Source organism: Nocardia brasiliensis NBRC 14402 (genome assembly GCF_000308475.2).
Lineage (GTDB): Bacteria > Actinomycetota > Actinomycetes > Mycobacteriales > Mycobacteriaceae > Nocardia > Nocardia brasiliensis.
In genome coordinates, this window is the sequence record NZ_BAFT02000027.1 from 200422 (window position 1) to 219423 (window position 19002).

The 19002-nt window shown below is 69.1% G+C and carries 11 protein-coding genes; 6 read left to right on the forward strand and 5 right to left on the reverse strand.

Annotation, left to right across the window (positions count from 1 at the left end; all coding sequences use genetic code 11):
• Window positions 1-17 precede the first annotated feature (17 nt).
• The 5 genes from TY25_RS07400 to TY25_RS44765 all read right to left on the reverse strand — a co-directional run bounded on the left by TY25_RS07400 (window position 18) and on the right by TY25_RS44765 (window position 12202).
• Window positions 18-3575, reverse strand: a complete 3558-nt coding sequence (locus tag TY25_RS07400; protein WP_042255072.1) for a serine/threonine-protein kinase — start codon at window positions 3573-3575, stop codon at window positions 18-20.
• A 395-nt stretch (window positions 3576-3970) separates the two neighbouring features.
• Complete coding sequence (locus TY25_RS07405; protein WP_042255241.1) at window positions 3971-5092, reverse strand: esterase-like activity of phytase family protein; 1122 nt, start codon at window positions 5090-5092, stop codon at window positions 3971-3973.
• Between the two features lie 183 nt (window positions 5093-5275).
• The gene (locus tag TY25_RS07410) at window positions 5276-7411 is read right to left on the reverse strand and encodes a 3-hydroxyacyl-CoA dehydrogenase NAD-binding domain-containing protein (RefSeq protein ID WP_042255242.1); all 2136 of its coding nucleotides are present in this window, start codon (window positions 7409-7411) and stop codon (window positions 5276-5278) included.
• Window positions 7412-7471: 60 nt separating this feature from the next.
• Window positions 7472-8686, reverse strand: coding sequence for an acetyl-CoA C-acetyltransferase (locus TY25_RS07415; RefSeq protein WP_042255073.1), 1215 nt, complete (start codon window positions 8684-8686; stop codon window positions 7472-7474).
• A 291-nt stretch (window positions 8687-8977) separates the two neighbouring features.
• Window positions 8978-12202: a DNA polymerase III subunit gamma and tau gene (locus TY25_RS44765; protein ID WP_081868727.1), complete on the reverse strand. Its 3225-nt coding sequence runs from the start codon at window positions 12200-12202 to the stop codon at window positions 8978-8980.
• Between the two features lie 442 nt (window positions 12203-12644).
• On the opposite strand from TY25_RS44765, the gene TY25_RS07425 reads away from it, so the two are divergent.
• From TY25_RS07425 to TY25_RS07445, 6 genes are all read left to right on the forward strand, one after another.
• Window positions 12645-13499 (forward strand): hypothetical protein, encoded by an 855-nt coding sequence (locus tag TY25_RS07425; RefSeq protein ID WP_226887091.1) that lies wholly within the window; start codon window positions 12645-12647, stop codon window positions 13497-13499.
• Between the two features lie 219 nt (window positions 13500-13718).
• Window positions 13719-14957: an ammonium transporter gene (locus TY25_RS07430; RefSeq protein WP_370466213.1), complete on the forward strand. Its 1239-nt coding sequence runs from the start codon at window positions 13719-13721 to the stop codon at window positions 14955-14957.
• Window positions 14958-15043: 86 nt separating this feature from the next.
• Complete coding sequence (locus TY25_RS44645; RefSeq protein ID WP_369405382.1) at window positions 15044-15613, forward strand: MMPL family transporter; 570 nt, start codon at window positions 15044-15046, stop codon at window positions 15611-15613.
• Window positions 15592-17319: an MMPL family transporter gene (locus TY25_RS07435; RefSeq protein WP_369405383.1), complete on the forward strand. Its 1728-nt coding sequence runs from the start codon at window positions 15592-15594 to the stop codon at window positions 17317-17319. Before TY25_RS44645 ends, TY25_RS07435 begins: the two co-directional genes overlap by 22 nt.
• A complete protein-coding gene (locus TY25_RS07440) occupies window positions 17316-17993 on the forward strand; it encodes a TetR/AcrR family transcriptional regulator (RefSeq protein WP_042255076.1) in 678 nt (225 codons plus the stop codon). The genes TY25_RS07435 and TY25_RS07440 overlap by 4 nt, the downstream gene beginning before the upstream one ends.
• 104 nt (window positions 17994-18097) lie before the next feature.
• Window positions 18098-18805, forward strand: coding sequence for a DUF8020 domain-containing protein (locus TY25_RS07445; RefSeq protein WP_042255077.1), 708 nt, complete (start codon window positions 18098-18100; stop codon window positions 18803-18805).
• The last annotated feature ends 197 nt before the right edge of the window (window positions 18806-19002 follow it).

Consider the following 19002-nt stretch of genomic DNA (forward strand, 5'->3'; position numbering starts at 1 on the left):
CAGTTGAATTGCCCGCCCTAGTCCAGGAGTTCGTCCAGGAACCGGGCGGGCAATTCTATGTCTCCGGTGTGTGCTGCGGCGGTGGGCATTTCGGCGCGCAGCACGCGCAGGATGGACACGACACCGGGTCCCGCGTCGAGCAGTGGCCTGGTCCAGCCGAGTTCGGCGCAGGTCGCGGCCGCGGGCAGGAGCAGGCCGGTGGCCTCGCCGACCCAGCCGGAGGCGGCGAGACATTCGGCGAGCAACAGCGCCGCGTCCAATTCCGCACGCGGGCGGTGCTTGTCGACCATGCGGGCGTACAGGGCGCGCGCTCGCCGCACCGCGCGATCATCCGAGCCGAGGCTGCCCTCGGCCAGCAGCGTACGAATGGCCGCGATCTCCTCGGCCTCGGCGGCGAGCACGGCGGCACCGGTCATCCGGTGGCCCGGATGCAGCGCTCCCGCAGGTGCTTCCGCGGACTGGTCGTCGCGCTCCAGCGCGAGTCCGAGGCGCACCCGTTCGGCGCGGATATGCGCGCCGAGCCGGGTCAACCGGTTGTCGGCGGCGATCCGCGCGCCCTCGTCGAGCCGGGCCGCGGCCGTGAACAGGTCGCCCAGTACCGCTTTCACCCGCGCGCCGACCACGAAGGTCGCGATGAGGAAATCCACCGGGCCGACCCGGGCGACCAGCTGATGGCTTTCGTCGAGCAGCTGGTCGGCCACGTCCAGATCGCCACGGCGGTAGTTCAATTCACCGAGCAGCGCCGCCGCGACCCGCACCGCGTGCGAGCGCGGACCCGAGCGCGCCTTCGCGACCTCCCACGCCTCCTGGAAACACTGTGTCGCGGTGGCGATGTCGAGTTGCTCGTAGGCGGCCGCGCCGCGCCCGCACAAGCCGAACACCGCACCGAGCGGATCCTTGGACCGCGCATGATATTCCGCCGCCCAGTCCTGGATGGACCGCGCGCCCTCGAAGTCGAACTCGCACAACCGCACGAACGAGGTCAGATTCGCCGCGGTCGACACGGTCCAGGCGGGCAGGTCCTGCGGGCTCTGCAGGCAGTCCGCGACCCGATCGAGCACGCCTTCGGTCCGGTCCCTGGCGATCTGATCGGCGGCGCCGAGCACGGCGGCCTGGCAGCGCTGCTGTTTGACGTCCTCGTCGGTGGCCGCGCCACGCGCGAGCAGATTCGACAACCGGCCCAGCGCCGTGCGCGCCGCACCGGATTGCTGCAGATTCACATTCGCCCGCGCCACCGCCATCAACAGCTTGGACCGCGAAGCCACCTGCTGCATCGGCAGTTTCGAGACCGTGCCGAGCAGCGTGGCCAGCCGGGACCGGTCGATGAGGTCCATGCCGCCGACCTCGAGCAGGTCCAGCGCCATCTTGAGGTCGGTGGCCGCCAGCGCGTGATCCACCGATTTGCGCAGCAGCTGGTGTTCGGCGTACCAGCGGGATGCCTTGCGGTGCAGGGTTTTCGACTTTCCCGGCTGCGCGCGCTCCAAGCGGGCGCGCAGATGCTCGGCGAACAGCGGCTGCATCCGGAACCATTCCGGGTCGTGCTCGATCCGGCGCAGGAACAGTTCCCGCTGCTCGGCCTGGATGAGCAGCTGTTCGGCGTCCTCGTCCTCCGACAGCGCCGAAGCCAGCGAACCGCACACCCGTTCGGTCACCGCGATCGACATCAGGAAGTCGAGCATCCTGGGTTCCAGTGTGTCCAGGACGTTTTCGGCGAGATACTCGCGAATGCCGTGATTACCGCCGGACAGTTGCGCGAGCAGCTGCACCGGATCGGTCTTGCCCCGCAGGGACAAGCTGACCAGCTGGATGGCGGCGGGCCAGCCGTCGGTGGTCCGGTGGATCTCCGACACCTGGCCGTCGGTGAGCGCGAACCCGTGCCGCTGCACCAGGATCTCCCTGGTCTCGGCCGCGGTCAGGCGCAGTGCGGCGGAACCGATTTCGACCAATTCGTCGTGTACCCGCATCCGGCTGGTGGGCAGGCCGGACTGCTCCCGGCTGGTCACCACGAAGCGCAGATGGTGACAACCGTTGTCCAGCAACGCGTCCATCGCCCGGTGCGCACCCGTGTCGGTGACCCGATGCCAGTCGTCGACCACCACGACCAGGGTGCTGCCGCTCGCATGGATCTCGTCGATCAGCGTGGAAATCACGAAAGCGGCTGCGTCGGCGGGTCTTTCCTCCAGCACCTGATCCAGGCCGTTGCCGATATCCGGGCGGACCCGGCGGATCGCCTGGATCAGGTGCGCGAGAAACCAGATCTCGTTGTCGTCACCGTGATCCACCCCGAGCCAGGCGACCGGGATACCGCGCTCGGTCAGGTCGGTACGCCACTGCGCGGCCACCGTGCTCTTGCCGAACCCGGCGGGCGCGTGGATCACGGCCAGCCTGCGCCTGCCGCCGGCCCGCAGCACGTCCAGCAGGCGCGGGCGGGGCGCCGGTTCCCGCGCCGGGGTCGGCGGCCGGAACTTCGTGGCGGCGGTGGGCGGGAGGGTCGCCCCCGTGCCCGCCTGCCGTCCACCTCCGGTGTGCTGGGAGACCGCGGGCCGCAACGTCAACGGCCAACTGCGCCGGGCGGTCACCGCGGGGCGCGACGACGAGGTCTCGGCCGGACGATCGATCGGCTCGGGCGCGGCGACGGTTTCCAGCAACGCCATCTCGTCGGGCATGTGGTCGTGATCGCGCTGCACCGAACGCAACAGCTGGCCGAAGTCGTAGGCCGTCGTGGGGCGATCGGCGGGATCGGTCGCCATCGCGTGCTGGATCACCTCGGCCACGTCGGCGGGAATATCGTGCTCGCGCAGATCGGGCACCGGCTGGGTGGTGATCCGCAGAAACTGCGCGACCACCTTCTCCCCCGCCTGCCGCTCGAACGCCGCATGACCGGTGAGCAGCGCGAACAGGGTGGCGCCCAGGCCGTAGACGTCGGAGCGGATCGTCGGATCGTCGCCCTTGAGCACCTCCGGCGCGGTGAACGCGGGCGAGCCCGTGATCATGCTGCTGGAGGTCTGGAAACCGCCGGGGATGCGGGCGATCCCGAAATCGGTCAGCTGCGGTTCGCCGTATCCGCTGAGCAGCACGTTCGCCGGTTTCACGTCGCGGTGCAGGATCTGGGCCCGGTGCGCGCTCTCGATCGCACCCGCGAGCTTCACCCCGGCCCGCAGCGAATCGGCCCAGGTGAGCGGGCCCTGATCGCGGATGACCTGCTCCAGCGAGCCACGGGTGCAGTACGGCATCACGATGAACGGCAAACCGCTGGGCGTGACGTCGACCTGCAAAATGTCGACGATGTTCGGATGGCCGGACAATCGGCCCATGGCCTGTTCCTCGCGCAGGAAGCGTTCGCGGCTTTCCACCTCGATCTCCGAGGAGAGCACCTTCACCGCGACGACGCGCTCGAGCGTCCGCTGCACACAGCGGTACACCACGCCGAATCCACCCCGGCCGATCTCCTTCGCCTCGGCGAGCCCCATCGCCTCCAGCTCGTCGGCGATGCCGAGCAGCGGGTGGCGCTGGGTGTCCGAGTCGGCAGGGGTCGAGTCGGGACCGACCTCGTCCGAACGCGTCCGTGGATTCATGTGACCACCTCGAACTCACATCGAATCGGCGTCACCGGCGACCAACTGGCGCGCCGACCGCGGACATCCCGAGAACCCTCGCGATGTCCGATATGTCTGCGCATACTCCAACGTAGCGCGGCCCGGCATCAGTCGGCAGAAGTTTCGAATCCGCATGATTTCCACCACCACCCTCCGGATAATTCTGCCCAGGTCAGCGCCACGCGGCGGGGACTCGCCGCCGATGCGCACAGAAACGAGAGCCGCTCCATTACATTCTGACGCCTGGCGTGGGGTGAAGCGCGGCATCCGCTACCGACCGGCGGCGTCGGCTCGGTACAGGCGCGGGAGGAGTTGCCGACCAGCGCTCGGGCGGGCGCCGGGTCCAGCGGCGCGGTCGCAGTGCCCCGATGCGGCTAGCGGACTGCGAGGGCGATCAGCTGGGTGATCTGGTTCGCTGCGAAGTTGTTGTCGCTCACCAGGACCAGGGTGCGCTCACCGGAGGGCAGACGCGGCCCCCAGGTCATCCCCTCGACATTGTCGATGGCGGGCAACCCGACGTCGGCCAGGTCGACCAGCAGCCGCTTGGTCACCGGGCGGGCATTGCCGATCGGGGCGTCGAGCACGTTGGTCGCGCCGCCCAGATCGGCCTCGTAGATCCGGATCTTGTTACCGACCCCGACCACGAAGGCCCGTTCGAGCACCAGGATCTTCGACGGATCGTAGGGATCGGCCGCGAGGATCGACGCGATGCCGTTACCGCCCTGGCCGGGCGTCGGCCTGGACTCGGCGAACACCGGCTCGAGCGGATACACGTACTGGGCCAGCAGCGCACCGGTCCTGGCCTGCACGGTCAGGCGGGCGGGTGCGCCCGCGGTCGTCGTCGGCTCCGGGCCGTCCTGCAGCAGCGGCGCCTCCACCGAGGTGACGAACAGCGCGCCGCCGGCGGCGAAGGTCGCACCCTCCAGCACGCTGTTCTGGCGCGGGCCCGAATTCGGTTGCATCCGTTCGTTGTCCGGGATCGGCAGCTCGCCCGCGAAGCTGCCGTCGGTCCGGGACACGCGCACCGAGGGGTCGGCGAGCACGGTGGCGGTGCGCTCACCCTCCTGCGTCCAGAAGTAGTTGCCGGTCCACGGATCCACCCGGATCTCCTCCGGATCCACCGACTTCGGACCGTAGGGCGCGCCGTTCGCGGCCAGCAGCGGGCGGGTGCCGGTGAAGCTCGCCGGGCCGAGACCGTCGGGGCCGACGGCGAAGCGGGCGGTGTAGTAGCGCGCCGGGTTCCGCTCCGAGCGGTCGTCGCTGATCAGCACGTAATCGCCGGTGCGGGAGTCGAAGTCGATCCCGGACAGGCCACCGACCGCGGTGCCCTGGAAAACCAGGTCGTTCGGTACCAGCTGCATGCCGAGCAGCCGCACGGCCCCCGCGCCGGGCCCGGCCTGCGCCTCGGGTACCGCCCGCGCGGCAGGTACCGCACCGAGCGCCATCGCCAGCGCCGCGATCACCAACGTCTGCCCGCGCACTACCCGTCGTCCCATCCGCATCACGCTAATCACCGCACGGTACCGGCGGGTGAACACCGCACAAACCGGCGAATTCCGTTATCCCCGTAGTCTTTCCGTCCCCGATTCGCGGTGTACAGGGCGGCACGGGTCCGTCAAGCCCCGAAGACGGCGAAAGCCCGCCACCGCGAGTCGCGGTGGCGGGCTTTGCCATTCGTACTACTTGCGCAGCGAGGCCGGAACTTCGAAACGCTCGCCGTAGGTCTTGGCGAGGTAGTCGGCACGCTCGACGAACGCCGCCTGGCCACCCGGGTAGCCGACGATGAACTGGTGCACACCACCGGTCCAGGCCGGGAAGCCGATGCCGAAGATCGAGCCGATGTTCGCGTCGGCGGTGGTCTCCAGCACGCCCTCGTCGAAGCACTTCTGGGTCTCGATCGCCTCCGCGAACAGCATGCGGTCGATCAGATCCTGCAGCGGCACGGTGAAGTCCGCCGTGGTCTTGAAGTGCTCACGCAGGCCCGGCCACAGACCGGTGCGCTTGCCGTTCTCGTCGTACTCGTAGAAGCCCGCCTTCTCCAGGCGACCCGGACGACCCTCGCCGACCATGTAGTCGATGACGTCCTGCGCCGGATGCCGCTTCTTGCCCATCGTGGTGTCGCCGTGCTCGGCGGCCTCGATGGTCTCCTTGGCGATCTTCTGCATGAGCTTCATGTTCAGCTCATCCGACAGCTGTAGCGGCGCGGCCGGGTAGCCCGCCTGCAGGCCGGCCTGCTCGATGGTCGCGGGCTCGATACCCTCGGTGAGCATGGCGATCGCCTCGTTGACGAAGGTGCCGATCACGCGCGAGGTGAAGAAGCCGCGGCTGTCGTTCACCACGATCGGGGTCTTCTTGATCGCGAGGGTGTAGTCGAACACCCGGGCCAGCGCCTCGGGCGAGGTCTTCTCGCCCTTGATGATCTCCACCAGCGGCATCTTGTCGACCGGCGAGAAGAAGTGGATACCGATGAAGTCCTCTTCGCGCTTGACACCCTTGGCCAGGCCGGTGATCGGCAGGGTCGAGGTGTTCGAGCCGAGCAGCGCGTCAGGGGTGACGATGTCCTCGATCTCCTGGAACACCTTGTGCTTGAGCTCGGTGTTCTCGAAGACGGCCTCGATCACGAAGTCCACGCCGTCGAAGTCCTTGGCGTCGGCGGACGGGGTGATCCGGTCGAGCAGCGCCTTGGACTTCTCCTCCGTGGTCTTGCCGCGGGAGAGGGCCTTGGCCTCGATCTTCTCGGAGTAGTTCTTGCCGCGCTCGGCCGCCTCGATGCTGACGTCCTTGAGCACGACCTGGTAGCCGGCCTTGGCGGAGACGTAGGCGATGCCCGCGCCCATCATGCCCGCGCCGAGCACGCCGATCTTCTTGATGTCCTTCTTCGGCACGTCCTTCGGCCGCGAGCCACCGTTGTTGATGGACTGCAGGTCGAAGAAGAACGCCTGGATCATGTTCTTCGCGACCGGGCCGGTGAGCAGGTGCACGAAGTAGCGCGACTCGATCAGCGAGGCGTTGTCGATGTCGACCTGCGAACCCTCGACCGCGGCGGACATGATCGCCCGCGGGGCAGGCATGTTCGCACCCTTGATCTGCTTGCGCAGGTTCGCCGGGAAAGCGGGCAAGTTGGCCGCGAAAGCCGGGCTGGACGGGGTGCCGCCGGGGATCTTGAAACCCTTGACGTCCCAGGGCTGCACGCCCTTGTCCGGGTTCGCCTTGATCCACGCCTTGGCGGCCGGAACCAGCTCTTCGACGGTGCCGACGACCTCGTTGACCAGGCCGATCTCCTTGGCCTTGGCCGGCTTGTTGCGCTGGCCCTGCAGCAGCACCTGCATCAGGGCGTTCTGCAGACCGAGCATGCGCACGGTGCGGATCACGCCGCCACCGGCGGGCAGCAGGCCCAGGGTGACCTCGGGCAGGCCGATCTGCGAACCCGGCACGTCGGCCGCGATCCGGTAGTGACAGGCCAGCGCGATCTCCAGGCCGCCGCCGAGCGCCGCACCGTTGATGGCGGCGACGACCGGCTTGCCCAGGGTCTCCAGGCGCCGCAGCGCGCCCTTGATGGTGCTGAGCTCGTCCATGACGCCCTGGCCGTCTTCCGGGCCGACCTTCATCATGTTCTTGAGGTCGCCGCCCGCGAAGAAGGTCTTCTTCGCCGAGGTGATCACCACGCCGGTGATGCTGTCCTTCTCGGCCTCGAGCCGCTCGACGGTCGCGGTCATCGACGACTTGTACAGCTCGTTCATCGTGTTGGCGCCCTGGTTCGGGTCGTCCATCGTCAGTACGACGATGCCGTCCGAATCCTGCTCCCAACCGATCATGTTGGTTTCGGTGCTGGTCACAGCTCTGTGTCTCCTTGTATTCTCAGCTGCCGGTTGGGACTAGACGCGCTCGATGATGGTCGCGACGCCCATGCCGCCGCCGATGCACAGGGTGATCAGGGCGTAGCGGCCGTTGCGGCGCTCCAGCTCGTCGACCATGGTGCCGGTGATCATCGCGCCGGTGGCACCCAGCGGGTGGCCCATGGCGATCGCGCCACCGTTGACGTTCAGCTTCTCGTCCGGGACGTTCAGGTCCTTCTGGAACTTCAGCACCACAGAGGCGAACGCCTCGTTGATCTCGACCAGGTCCATGTCTTCGATGGTCAGACCCGCCTTGGCCAGCGCCTTCTTGGCAGCCGGGGTGGGGCCGGTGAGCATGATGGTCGAGTCGGCGCCACTGGTCGCGGTCGCGACGACGCGGGCCCGCGGGGTCAGACCGGAGGCCTTGCCCGCCTCCTCGGTGCCGACCAGCACCAGCGCGGCACCGTCGACGATGCCCGAGCTGTTGCCACCGTGGTGCACGTGGTTGATCTTCTCGACGAAGTAGAACTTCTGCAGCGCGACGGCGTCGAAGCCGCCCATCTCACCGATCACGGCGAAGGACGGGTTCAGCTTGGCCAGATCCTCGGACGTGGTGCCCGGACGCATGTGCTCGTCCTTGTCCAGCACGACGATGCCGTTCTGGTCCTTGACCGGGACGATCGACTTGGCGAAGTAACCGCCGGTGGTGGCCTTGGCGGCCAGTTCCTGCGAGCGCACCGCGTAGGCGTCCACGTCCTCGCGGCTGAAGCCCTCGATGGTGGCGATCAGGTCGGCCGAAACACCCTGCGGCACAAAGTAGGTGTCGTAGTTGGTGGCCGGGTCCAGCGCCCAGGCGCCGCCGTCGGAGCCCATCGCGACCCGGGACATGGACTCGACGCCACCGGCGATCACCAGATCGTCGAAGCCCGAGCGCACCTTCTGCGCGGCCAGGTTGACGGCCTCGAGGCCGGAGGCGCAGAAGCGGTTCAGCTGGAAGCCGCCGACGGTGTCCGGCAGGCCGGCCACGGTCACGGCGGTGCGGGCGATGTCCATGCCCTGGTCACCGACCGGGCTCACGACACCGAGGATGAGGTCGGAGATCCGATCCTCGTCGAGGTTGGGGAAACGGCCGCGCAGCTCCTGGATGAGACCAACAGTCAAGTCGATCGGCTTGACCGAATGCAGCGAGCCGTTCTTCTTGCCGCGGCCGCGCGGAGTGCGGATGGCCTCGTAAATGTAGGCCTCTGTGGTCATATCGGAGTGTTCCTTCCTTAAAGGTGCGGCGGCCGGACGTGGTCCGCCCGAGCGCTCTGTGCGCCTACCCCGCGCGATGCGGCGTAGGCGCGGGTAACCTCGCCGACCGGTCCTGCGACCGACCGTCCTGACGCTGTACAAAACGCGGCATGCGACGGCGGACGCAGGTTCCGATCGCCCATACGCCTGGGCTTACCATAGAACCTCGTCGTACCGGAGCTCACGGCCACCCGTTCATATTAGCGTGGCGTGCGAACTCCGGTTAACTTAACGTCGTGACGGCGGTGGTTGTCAACCACTCAGGCGTGTGGCCCCCAGCTCACTCTTCAGCAATTCGAGGGCGACCTCGTCGGGGTCGCGGCGATCCTCGGGCGCCACCGGCACCGCCGCGGCGCGGATCATCTCCTCTTCGTCCTCGGGGGTGTCGACCGGGACCGCCCGGTCGGCGGCCCAGCCGTTGCCGCTGCCTGTGTCACTGCCGGTCGGGGGCTGCGCCGATTCGGCCGGCGCACCGTCAAAAGGGCCGGGATCATCCGGTAGATCGGGAAAGTCCGGCGGCGGAATATCGTCGTCGCCGAACGACCGCGGCCGGTTCGCGGCCTTATCCGCGGCGGCATTCTTGGCCTGGCTCGGCCGGGAGAAACGCGGCGGCGCGGGCGCGTCCGAGCCCCGCCCGCCCGCGGCACCGGCCTCGCGACCGGCCGATTGACCCGCCGCACGCTGCGGTTTCGCCTGCCCGGTCGCCCGCTGTGCGGCCGTGGGTCGGGTCGCGGCGCCCCCGGCCTCCCAGCGCACATCCAGCTCACGTCCCAGCACCGCGCGCACCGCCGACCGCACCGCCTCCACGTTGCGCGGATCGGACAGCCGCTGCGCCAGCGGCGCATGCTGATGCGCGAACACGATGACATCGCCTTCGATCCGCGCCACCGAAGCCCCCGCCAGCATCGCCTGCACCGCAGCCCCGAACTCCCGCACCTTGGCCCGAATATCCCCCCAAGAACCCTCGACCTCCCGGAGCAGATCCCCGTCCTGTCCGGACTGCGCGTCAGGCGCGGCCTGTGCAGCCGGCCCGGCGGATACGTCCAGGGCGGTTGGTGCGGCGGCCGCAGACTGCGCACCTTGCGCATTCGGCGCAGCCTGCGCGCCGGTTACCTGCGCGGCAGCCGCGGACGGTGCGGTCGGCCCAGACTGCGCGGCGGATACGCCTTGTACGGCTGGTGCCGCCTGTGCGGCGGATGCACCCTGCGCGGCAGCCGCGCTCTGCGGGGCAGATGTCGGCTGCGCGGCGGGTCCGCCCTGCGCTACCGGCGCGGCCGACTCGACGGGCGCACCTTGCGCGACTTGCGCGGAATGGCCGGCGGGCGCGCCCTGTGTGGTCGGCGCGGCCTGGCCGGAGGCCACGCCCCCTGCTGTGGCGGGCGCTTGGGGGTCGGCAGCCCCGCCAGGTACCCCATGGGTACCGTGCGAAGTCGCATCGCCGCTCGGCGCAGCAGCCGATCCCTCGGCGCTGCCATCGAAACCGTCCGCCGCTCCGGCGGCGCGCGGCCCGCCGCCCTGCGCGGACGGGGAAACATGCTGCGCCACTTGCGATTCGGCGCGTTCGGCAGTCGCGCCGCTCGGAGTCGCAGGCACCTGGCCGGCAGTGGGCTCGCCCGGTCGCTCAGTCTCGGGAAGGCCGGCCGTCGCGTGCGCGCCCGGCCCGGCAGCCGCCCCGTCGATCTGTTGCGACCTCGCCGCATCAGCGGCGGTGGCCGGCGCGTCCACCGGAGAGGCTCCGCGCGCCGCCGCCGCTGCCACGGAAGCCGACGTTGCCGCAGAGGGCGCGGAAGCCGTCGAGGCCGCGGACCCGTGCGTGGTATCCGTCATCGCGCCGAGTTCCGCGCGGTCATGCTGCGAGACCGCGGTGTCGGCCTGCGGCGACGTCGATGCGGAGGACGAGTGGTGCCTATCAGCCGATACCGCGGCGCTCGCGTCCGATTCGCTAGAGCGCGGCGCTTCGGCCGGACGCGACATTTCACTCGGGCGCGACGCCTCGTTCGGGTGCGGCGCTGCAGCCGAGCGCGACGCTTCAGTCGGCTGCGACGCCTCGCCAGGGCGCGATTCGCCGCTCTGCCGTGCATTCGCCGACGACCCGGCCGCGGCGCTCTGCGGGATGTCGGTGCCCGGATCGGGGGCGACGCCGTCGCGTGGTGCGCCCGCTCCCCCCTTGCCCGCGGCTTCGCGGCGGATGGCGGCGAGGGCTTCGGCGCCGCGGCGGCGGTTCGATTCGGGGCCGGAGCCGGGGGCGGGGATCGGGGCGGGGGCTGGGGTGCCGGTGGTGGGGGCGGGGCTTGTGGTGGGGGGCGCGGGCGGGACGGCTCCGCCGGCGAAGCCGCGCTCGAGGCGTTCCAGGCGTTGCAGGGTGGCCGATTCGGCGTCGGAGACCGAGGGCAGCAGCATGCGGGCGCAGACGACCTCGAGCAGCAGGCGCGGGGAGGTCGCGCCGCGCATTTCGCCGAGGGCCTCGTGCAGCAGTTCGGCGTAGCGGGTGAGGGTGGCGGGGCCGAGCCGTTCGGCTTGGTCGCGCATCCGGTCGAGCACGTCGCCGGGCCCGGAGACCAGGCCGCGGTCCACCGCGTCGGGAACGGCGCGCATCAGGATCAGGTCGCGCAGTCGCTCGAGCAGGTCGACGGCGAAGCGGCGCGGATCGTGCCCGGCCTCGACCACTCGATCGACGGTGCCGAACAGCGCGGCGCCGTCGTCGGTGGTGAGCGCGCCGATCGCGTCGTCGATCAGCGCGACGTCGGTGACGCCGAGCAGCGAGACCGCCCTGGAGTAGGTGACGCCTTCGGGGCCCGCGCCGGCCAGCAACTGGTCGAGCACGCTGAGGCTGTCGCGGGGCGAACCGCCACCCGCGCGAATCACCAACGGGTACACCGCTTCTTCGACCGGCACCTGCTCCTGATCGCAGATCTTGCCGAGCAGGCCGCGCATGGTCGCGGGCGGCAGCAACCGGAACGGGTAGTGGTGGGTGCGCGAGCGGATGGTGGGCAGCACCTTGTCCGGCTCGGTGGTGGCGAAGATGAAGATGAGGTGGGCGGGCGGCTCTTCGACGATTTTGAGCAGCGCGTTGAAGCCCGCCGTGGTGACCATGTGCGCCTCGTCGACGATGAACACCCGGTACCGGGATTCGGCGGGGGCGTAGAAGGCGCGGTCGCGCAGTTCCCTGGTGTCGTCGACACCGCCGTGGCTGGCGGCGTCGAGTTCGATCACGTCCAGGTTGCCCGGGCCGCCCGGGCCGAGCGCGACACAGGACGGACAGGTGCCGCACGGCGTGGACGTGGGCCCGTCGGCGCAGTTCAGCGAGCGCGCGAGGATGCGGGCGGACGAGGTCTTACCGCAGCCGCGCGGCCCGGAGAACAGATAGGCATGACTGATCCGCCCGGTGTCGAGGGCGGTGCTCAGTGGGTCGGTGACGTGCTCCTGACCCACTACCTCAGCGAACGTTGCCGGTCGGTACTTCCGGTACAGAGCCACGGGCAGAGGCTACCGGCGTGCACCGACAAAGAACATTCCCGCTCGTCGTGGTGCTCGGCGCGGCGGAAACTCGGCAGCGCAGCGCCTGATATGTGATCTAACTCACAAGATTCCGAGACCCCCATTAGACCCCGTCGACCCACGACAACATTGGCAACGCACCGGCAATCACGGATGCCACACCGGTCGCGACGGGGAAACTACCGCTCAATTCCCCCAAGTAGACCGGAAAATAAGACTCATCCCCCGATTTGCCGCAGGTTTATGGAGATAACGAAAGCGTCAACACGGATGACATCGACGCAATCGTCTGGCTACCGTGGCAATCGGCAACTTCGGTAGCCAAACCTTCATCAGGTTGGTTGCCCCGGCCGGTCCCTCATCCCGACCGGGGCACAACCGAAGTGCACAGTTCAGCACCCAAAGGTTCCAGCGCCACCGAGTGCCACGTCCATCGGAGGAACTGCTCACCGTGTCGCCCGACGACATCGCCGCCGCGTTGCTCGCCAGCACCGATTTCGCCGGCAATCCATCCGCTGTAGACCTGCTGAGTCGCGCGATCAGCCCGCAGGACTTCGCGATCAAACGCGATTCGCTCCCGGTGACCGCCGCGGCCGATCCCGCCACCTCCACCGCCATCTTGGAACTGCTCGAACGCGGCCAGGTGCCGACGATGGCCGCGATCCGTACCCTCACCGCGCAGAACGAGATGCGCCGCGAGGCCGAACGCATCGAGCGCCTCGGCCGCCGCGCCCAGCGCAGCATCGACGATTTCGGCCGCGCGCTCGCCGTGCTGGCCGACGCGCACTGGACCGCGCACGGCATCGGCCCGACCCGGCGCGACGTGCTGTCCTCCGAGGAGGTCATGTCGCTGATCCGGACCCGGATCGGCGATATCGCGCCCTCGGCCGTCAAACACCTGTGGCTGATCGAGCGCGCGCAGCGGGCCGGCTGGATCGCCTCCAACGCCAACGCGGGTTCGCTGTGCGCGGGCCGCCGGTTCCACGCCGATCAATACGGCAACCGGGTGTCGCTGCGCCCGGTCAACACCATCGGCACCGCCGTGGCCGCCTACCTCGCCGACTACCGGACCGAGCACGGCCGCGCCCCGCGCTGGTGCACCGTGGCCCAGGAGTTGCGCGACGACCGGGGCCGCCGGGTCTTCCACAACACGGCCGACGCCAGGGCGCAGGAGCTCTGGTTGACCACCGCCGACTGGGTAGCCCTGGAGGACGAGTTGCCCGTGCCGGGCAAGCGCGGCCAGCGCGCGATCGCCCGCAAATCCCGCGCCTCCTGAGCCCTACCGACTGGTAGCAGAAGCGGCCCTGATCCCACAGTGCGGGCGAAACATCCCATGTCCAGAACCGTGCGCAATACGCGGACCAGCGCATATCCGGTGGTGACCGTTCGGTAATTTCCTTGCAACGCATCCTGCGTGGAAGGAGCTACCGTGCCCACACCCCTCGATCCCGCGGCCACTGCCTGGCTGCTCGTCAGCACCGCCCTCGTGCTGCTGATGACCCCGGCGCTCGCGCTGTTCTACGGCGGCATGGTGCGCTCGACCGGCGTGCTCAACATGCTGATGATGAACTTCATCGCGATCCCGCTGGTGACCGTGGCCTGGCTGCTGCTCGGCTACAGCATGGCCTTCAGCGACGACGCGGGCGGCGGCCTGATCGGCAACCTGGACCACTTCGGTATGGCGAACATCGATCCGGGCACCGTGCGCGGCGCGGTGCCGGAACTGCTGTTCGCGACGTTCCAGCTGACCTTCGCGATCCTGACCGCGGCACTGGTCAGCGGCGCGATCGCGGATCGGGCGAAGTTCGCCGCGTGGATGGTGTTCGTGCCGGTGTGGGCGCTGGCGGTGTACGCGCCGATCGCGCACTGGGTGTGGGGTCCGGACGGCTGGCTGGCCTCGTTCGGCGCGCTGGACTACGCGGGCGGTCTGGTCGTCGAAATCGCTTCGGGCGCTTCGGCACTCGCGCTGGCCCTGGTGCTCGGTCCGCGCATCGGGTTCAAGACCGACGCGATGCGCCCGCACAACCTGCCCTTCGTGCTGCTCGGCGCGGGCCTGCTCTGGTTCGGCTGGTTCGGCTTCAACGCGGGCTCGGCGCTGTCCGCGAACGGCATTGCGGCAGCGGTCTTCTTGAACACGCTGGTGGCGGGCTGTCTCGGCATGCTCGGCTGGCTCGCGGTCGAGCAGATCCGCGACGGCAGGCCGACCACGTTCGGCGCGGCCTCCGGTGTGGTGGCCGGTCTGGTCGCGATCACCCCGTCCTGCGGTTCGGTGAACACGCTCGGCGCACTGCTCGTCGGGCTTGCCGCGGGCGTGGTGTGCTCGTTCGCGGTCGGCTGGAAATTCAAAGCGGGCTATGACGATTCGCTCGATGTGGTGGGCGTGCACTTCGTCGGCGGCATCGTGGGCACGGTGCTGATCGGCCTGCTCGCCACCCAGGTGATGACCGGCGGCGTCGACGGCCTGTTCTTCGGCGGTGGTTTCGCCCAGCTCGGTAAGCAGCTGGTCGGCGTGCTCGTGGTCGCGGCCTACGCGTTTCTGGTGACGTTCGCGCTCGGCAAGCTCATCGACCGGGTCATCGGCTTCCGGGTGAGCAAGGAGGACGAGACGGCGGGCATCGACTTCGCGCTGCATGCCGAGACCGCCTACGCCGAGGGCGTGCACGGTCACGCGCCGCGCCGATTAGGCGAGGGCGGGCACTTCGGCCACGGCACTGCGAGTGACCGGGATCACTGACCCGGTCCCGGCTCCCTCTGTCGGCGCAGGGTTAACGGCGTTACGCTAACGCCGTTACCTTACTGCGCCGAGCGAGGGAGCCGCGCATGCTGATTCGGATCGCACAGCTGGTCACGCGGTATCCACGCGCCATCCTGATCGCGGCCGCCGCGCTCGCGATCGCCTGCGGCGCATTCGGCGCGACGGCCGCATCGCACCTGAAGTCCGCTGGCTTCACTTCGCCCGACGCCGACTCCTCCGAGGTCACCCGGCTGCTCGCGGACAACTTCGACGGCGCGGCACCCAACTACATCCTGTTGGTCAGTTCCGACGCGGGCGCCGACGCACCGGCGACCCGTGCCGTCGGCACCCGCCTGGTGGACACGCTGCGCGCCCGCCCCGACGTCAAGGGCGTGCAGTCCTACTGGACCGCCCCGCCCGCCGTGGGCTCCGCACTCCGCAGCACCAGCGGCAAGGACGCACTCGTGCTCGCCTACCTGACCGGCGACGACACCGAGGCCCAGCGCACCGCGGGCGAGCTCACCGAACAACTCGCGGGCAGCGCCGACGGCATCACCGTCCGACAGAGCGGCATCGCCTCGGTCTTCCACGACGTGAACAAGCAGATCACGCACGACCTCGCGGTGGCGGAGGGGTGGCGATCCCCATCTCGCTGATCGTGCTGATCCTGGTGTTCGGCAGCGTGATCGCCGCCGCCCTGCCGCTCACGGTCGGTATCTTCGCGATCCTCGCCACGCTGGCCATCCTGCGGATGTTCACGCTGATCACCGACGTCTCCATCTACGCGCTGAACATGACGACGGCGATGGGGCTGGCGTTGGCGATCGACTACAGCCTGTTCATCGTCAGCCGGTACCGGGAAGAACTCGCCAACGGCCTCGATCCGGTGCGCGCCACCATCCGCGCCGTGCAGACCGCGGGCCGCACGGTGCTGTATTCCGCACTGACGGTGGCGCTTTCGATGTCCGTGCTGAGCATCTTCGACATCTACTTCCTGCGCTCGTTCGCCTACGCCGGTGTCGCCGTGGTCGTCGCGGCCGCGGCGGCGGCCATCGTGATCCTGCCCGCCGCGCTCGTGCTGCTCGGCCCTCGGGTGAACGCGCTGGATGTCCGAATTCCGTTGCGCCGCATGTTCGGTCGCCCCGCGCCCGATCCGCTGAAAGTCCAAAGGCCGGAACAGAGCTGGTGGTACCGCGCGGTGACCTGGGTGACCCGGCGTTCGGTACCGGTGGCCCTGCTGCTCGTCGTACTGTTCCTGGCCCTCGGATCGCCTTTCCTCTCAGTGAAATTCGGCTATCCGGACGACCGCGTACTGCCGACCTCGGCGGCGAGCCGGCAGGTCGGCGATGTGCTGCGGGCCGAGTTCCCGGCGGCCAACTCCGGCAACAACACCACGATCGTGTTGGACGGATATCACAGCGGGCCAGGACCGATCGGCGAGTACGCCAAGGGTTTGTCCCGGGTGGACGGTGTTTCGGCGGTGCTGTCCAGCGCGGGCATCTACATCAAGGGCGCACGGATGGCGAGCGGTCCGCCCGGAATGGCCAACGACACCGGCGAATACGTGAGCGTGGCGACCCGGCCGGACCCGTTCTCCCCCGCAGGCAAGGCGCAGTTGCTCGCCCTGCGTGACGTGCCCGCCCCCAGCCCGACCCTGTTCGGCGGTGCCGCCGCGGTGAATGCCGACGCCCTCGATTCGCTGAGCAAGCGGATGGTGCCCGCGGTCGCCCTCATCGCGCTCGCCACCTTCGTCGTGCTGTTCCTGTTCACCGGTAGCGTGCTGCTGCCGCTGAAAGCCATTGCGCTCAACACGCTTTCGATGGCCGCCGCGTTCGGCGCGATGGTCTGGATCTTCCAGGACGGCCATCTGGCGGACCTGCTCGGATTCACCGCGGTGGGCTATCTGACGCCGACCACCCCAATCCTGATGTTCTGCGTCGCCTTCGGCATGTCGATGGACTACGAGGTGTTCCTGCTGTCGCGGATCCGGGAGGAGTGGCTGGCCTCGGGCCGGGTCGTCGACGGCGTCGTCGTGCGCACCGCCGAGGACAACGTGCACGCCCTCGCGGTCGGCATCGCGCGGACCGGCCGGATCTACACGGCCGCTGCCGTGCTCATGGCCATCGTGATCGGCGCGATGATCACCTCGAAGGTGTCGTTCATCCAGTTGATGGGACTCGGCCTGACCTTGACCGTGCTCGCCGACGCCACCCTGATCCGCACCATGCTCGCGCCCGCGCTGATGAAACTGATGGGCACCGCGAACTGGTGGGCACCCAAGCCGCTGGCCCGGCTGCACGCCCGGATCGGCTTGCGCGAGGAGAGCGATCCCACCGAACCCGTGCTGGCCGGGCACAAATGATCCGTGCCGGTCGATCCCGTTCGGCCCGCGGTGCCGGCGCTCAGCTACGGACCGAAATCCTGGACGCCGCAACGGAATTGTTGACGCGCACCGGCCACGCCGATGCGGTGTCGATCCGCGCGATCAGCCAGCGGGTCGGGGTCAGCGCGCCCTCGATCTACCGGCACTTCGCCGACAAGGACGAACTCATCGGGGCCGTCGTCGTGCAGGTTTTCGAGAATCTGGACGCCGCGATCGTGGCCGCGACCGATCCCGCCGCCACGCCGCTCACCCGGATGCAGCAGCAGGGGTTGGCCTACGTCCGGTTCGCGCGGGAACATCCGGAGCAGTACCGGCTGGCGACCCTGCCCACCGAATCGAGCAGCGCGATCGATCAGGTGATGACCAGCGGTGCGTTCCAGCACTTTTCGCAGACCGTGCAGGACTGCATGGACGCGGGCGTGTTCACCCCTGGCGACACCCTGCCGGTCGTGCTCGACCTCTGGGCGGCCGCGCACGGCATCGCCTCGCTGCTGATCGCCAAACCGTTCATTCCGTGGGGCGATACGGAGGAGGTGGCCAATCGCGTGCTGCGCGCGGCGTGCATCGGCCACGTGGTGGTCGACCTGATCGGCGCGGATCCCGCGCCCGCGGACCTGATGGATTGGCTGGCCGGGCAGCGCCGGTCGCACTGACGTCGCCGGTTGGAATCTGCCTGCGTTATTCCCTCGTTCTCCTGTGCTTTCTGCTCGATGCTTCGCCAGGAGAAACGCACATCGAGATCGAGGGAATGCAGTAGATGAGGATGAGGAAGCTGGCTGTGGTCGCCGCGTTGGTGACCACGGCGACCGGAGTGGCCGCGGGCACGTCCGTCGCCGCGCCCGAAACTGCCCCGGGCCCGGTGAATTTCACCGCGCGCACCACCGACACGTCATCGATCATCGAGACCGACGCCGGCTCGCTCGTGGTCGAAGACGGTGCCTTCAAGGTCAAGGCCGCCGACGGCACCACCGTGGCCGCCACGCCGCTGACGCTTCGCATCGACGAGTTCGAGTTCCCGATCGCCGCGCAGATCTCGCAGCGCACCGCGACGCTCACCCCGCAGCTCGACCAGGCGCACGCCGTCTACAAGCCGGTCGCGCTGCCGTTCGAGGACAAGGCGCCGTGGAAGAACGAATACGACCGTGAGCAGGCGGCCTGGAGCCGCTTGACCAGCACCATCAGCGCGGGCGCCACCATCGGCACCCTGGTCGGCGGTCTCGGCGGCGCGGCCGTCGGCTGCGTGCTCGGCGGCATCGCCGGCGCCACGGTGGCCTCGGCCACCATCATCGGCCTGTTCGGTCCGTTCATCCCCGCGGCCGCCGTCGGCTGCCTCGGCGGCATCATCGCCATCGGCGCGCTGGGCACCGTCGCGGGCCAGATCTTCGTGACCGCCCCGGTCGCCGTCGGTGCGGCGATTCAGTACTTCACCACGATCAATCAGCCGTTCGTGGCCCCGCCGAAGTAGTCCACAACCGCTCCGAGCAAGCCCCGCCCAGCCACGCTGAGCGGGGTTTTCTCGTGGCCGGCGGACAAAGCGCCCGCTGCCCACCCATCGCACCTGCGTGACCTGCGGAAACAGTGTGTGTGAGAACACAGCGGCAGTTTGAGGCTTGGTGAGTCGCGCCAACCGGTGTTAATTTCTTTTACATGTCTGCCAGCCGA

Excerpts from the sequence above, each read along its gene's own strand:
- TY25_RS07440 (WP_042255076.1), top strand. The coding sequence starts at position 17,316 with ATGATCCGTGCCGGTCGATCCCGTTCGGCCCGCGGTGCCGGCGCTCAG.
- TY25_RS07415 (WP_042255073.1), bottom strand. The coding sequence starts at position 8,686 with ATGACCACAGAGGCCTACATTTACGAGGCCATCCGCACTCCGCGCGGC.
- TY25_RS07445 (WP_042255077.1), top strand. The coding sequence starts at position 18,098 with ATGAGGATGAGGAAGCTGGCTGTGGTCGCCGCGTTGGTGACCACGGCG.
- TY25_RS07410 (WP_042255242.1), bottom strand. The coding sequence starts at position 7,411 with ATGATCGGTTGGGAGCAGGATTCGGACGGCATCGTCGTACTGACGATG.
- TY25_RS07430 (WP_370466213.1), top strand. The coding sequence starts at position 13,719 with ATGACCCCGGCGCTCGCGCTGTTCTACGGCGGCATGGTGCGCTCGACC.
- TY25_RS44645 (WP_369405382.1), top strand. The coding sequence starts at position 15,044 with ATGCTGATTCGGATCGCACAGCTGGTCACGCGGTATCCACGCGCCATC.
- TY25_RS07405 (WP_042255241.1), bottom strand. The coding sequence starts at position 5,092 with ATGGGACGACGGGTAGTGCGCGGGCAGACGTTGGTGATCGCGGCGCTG.
- TY25_RS07400 (WP_042255072.1), bottom strand. The coding sequence starts at position 3,575 with ATGAATCCACGGACGCGTTCGGACGAGGTCGGTCCCGACTCGACCCCT.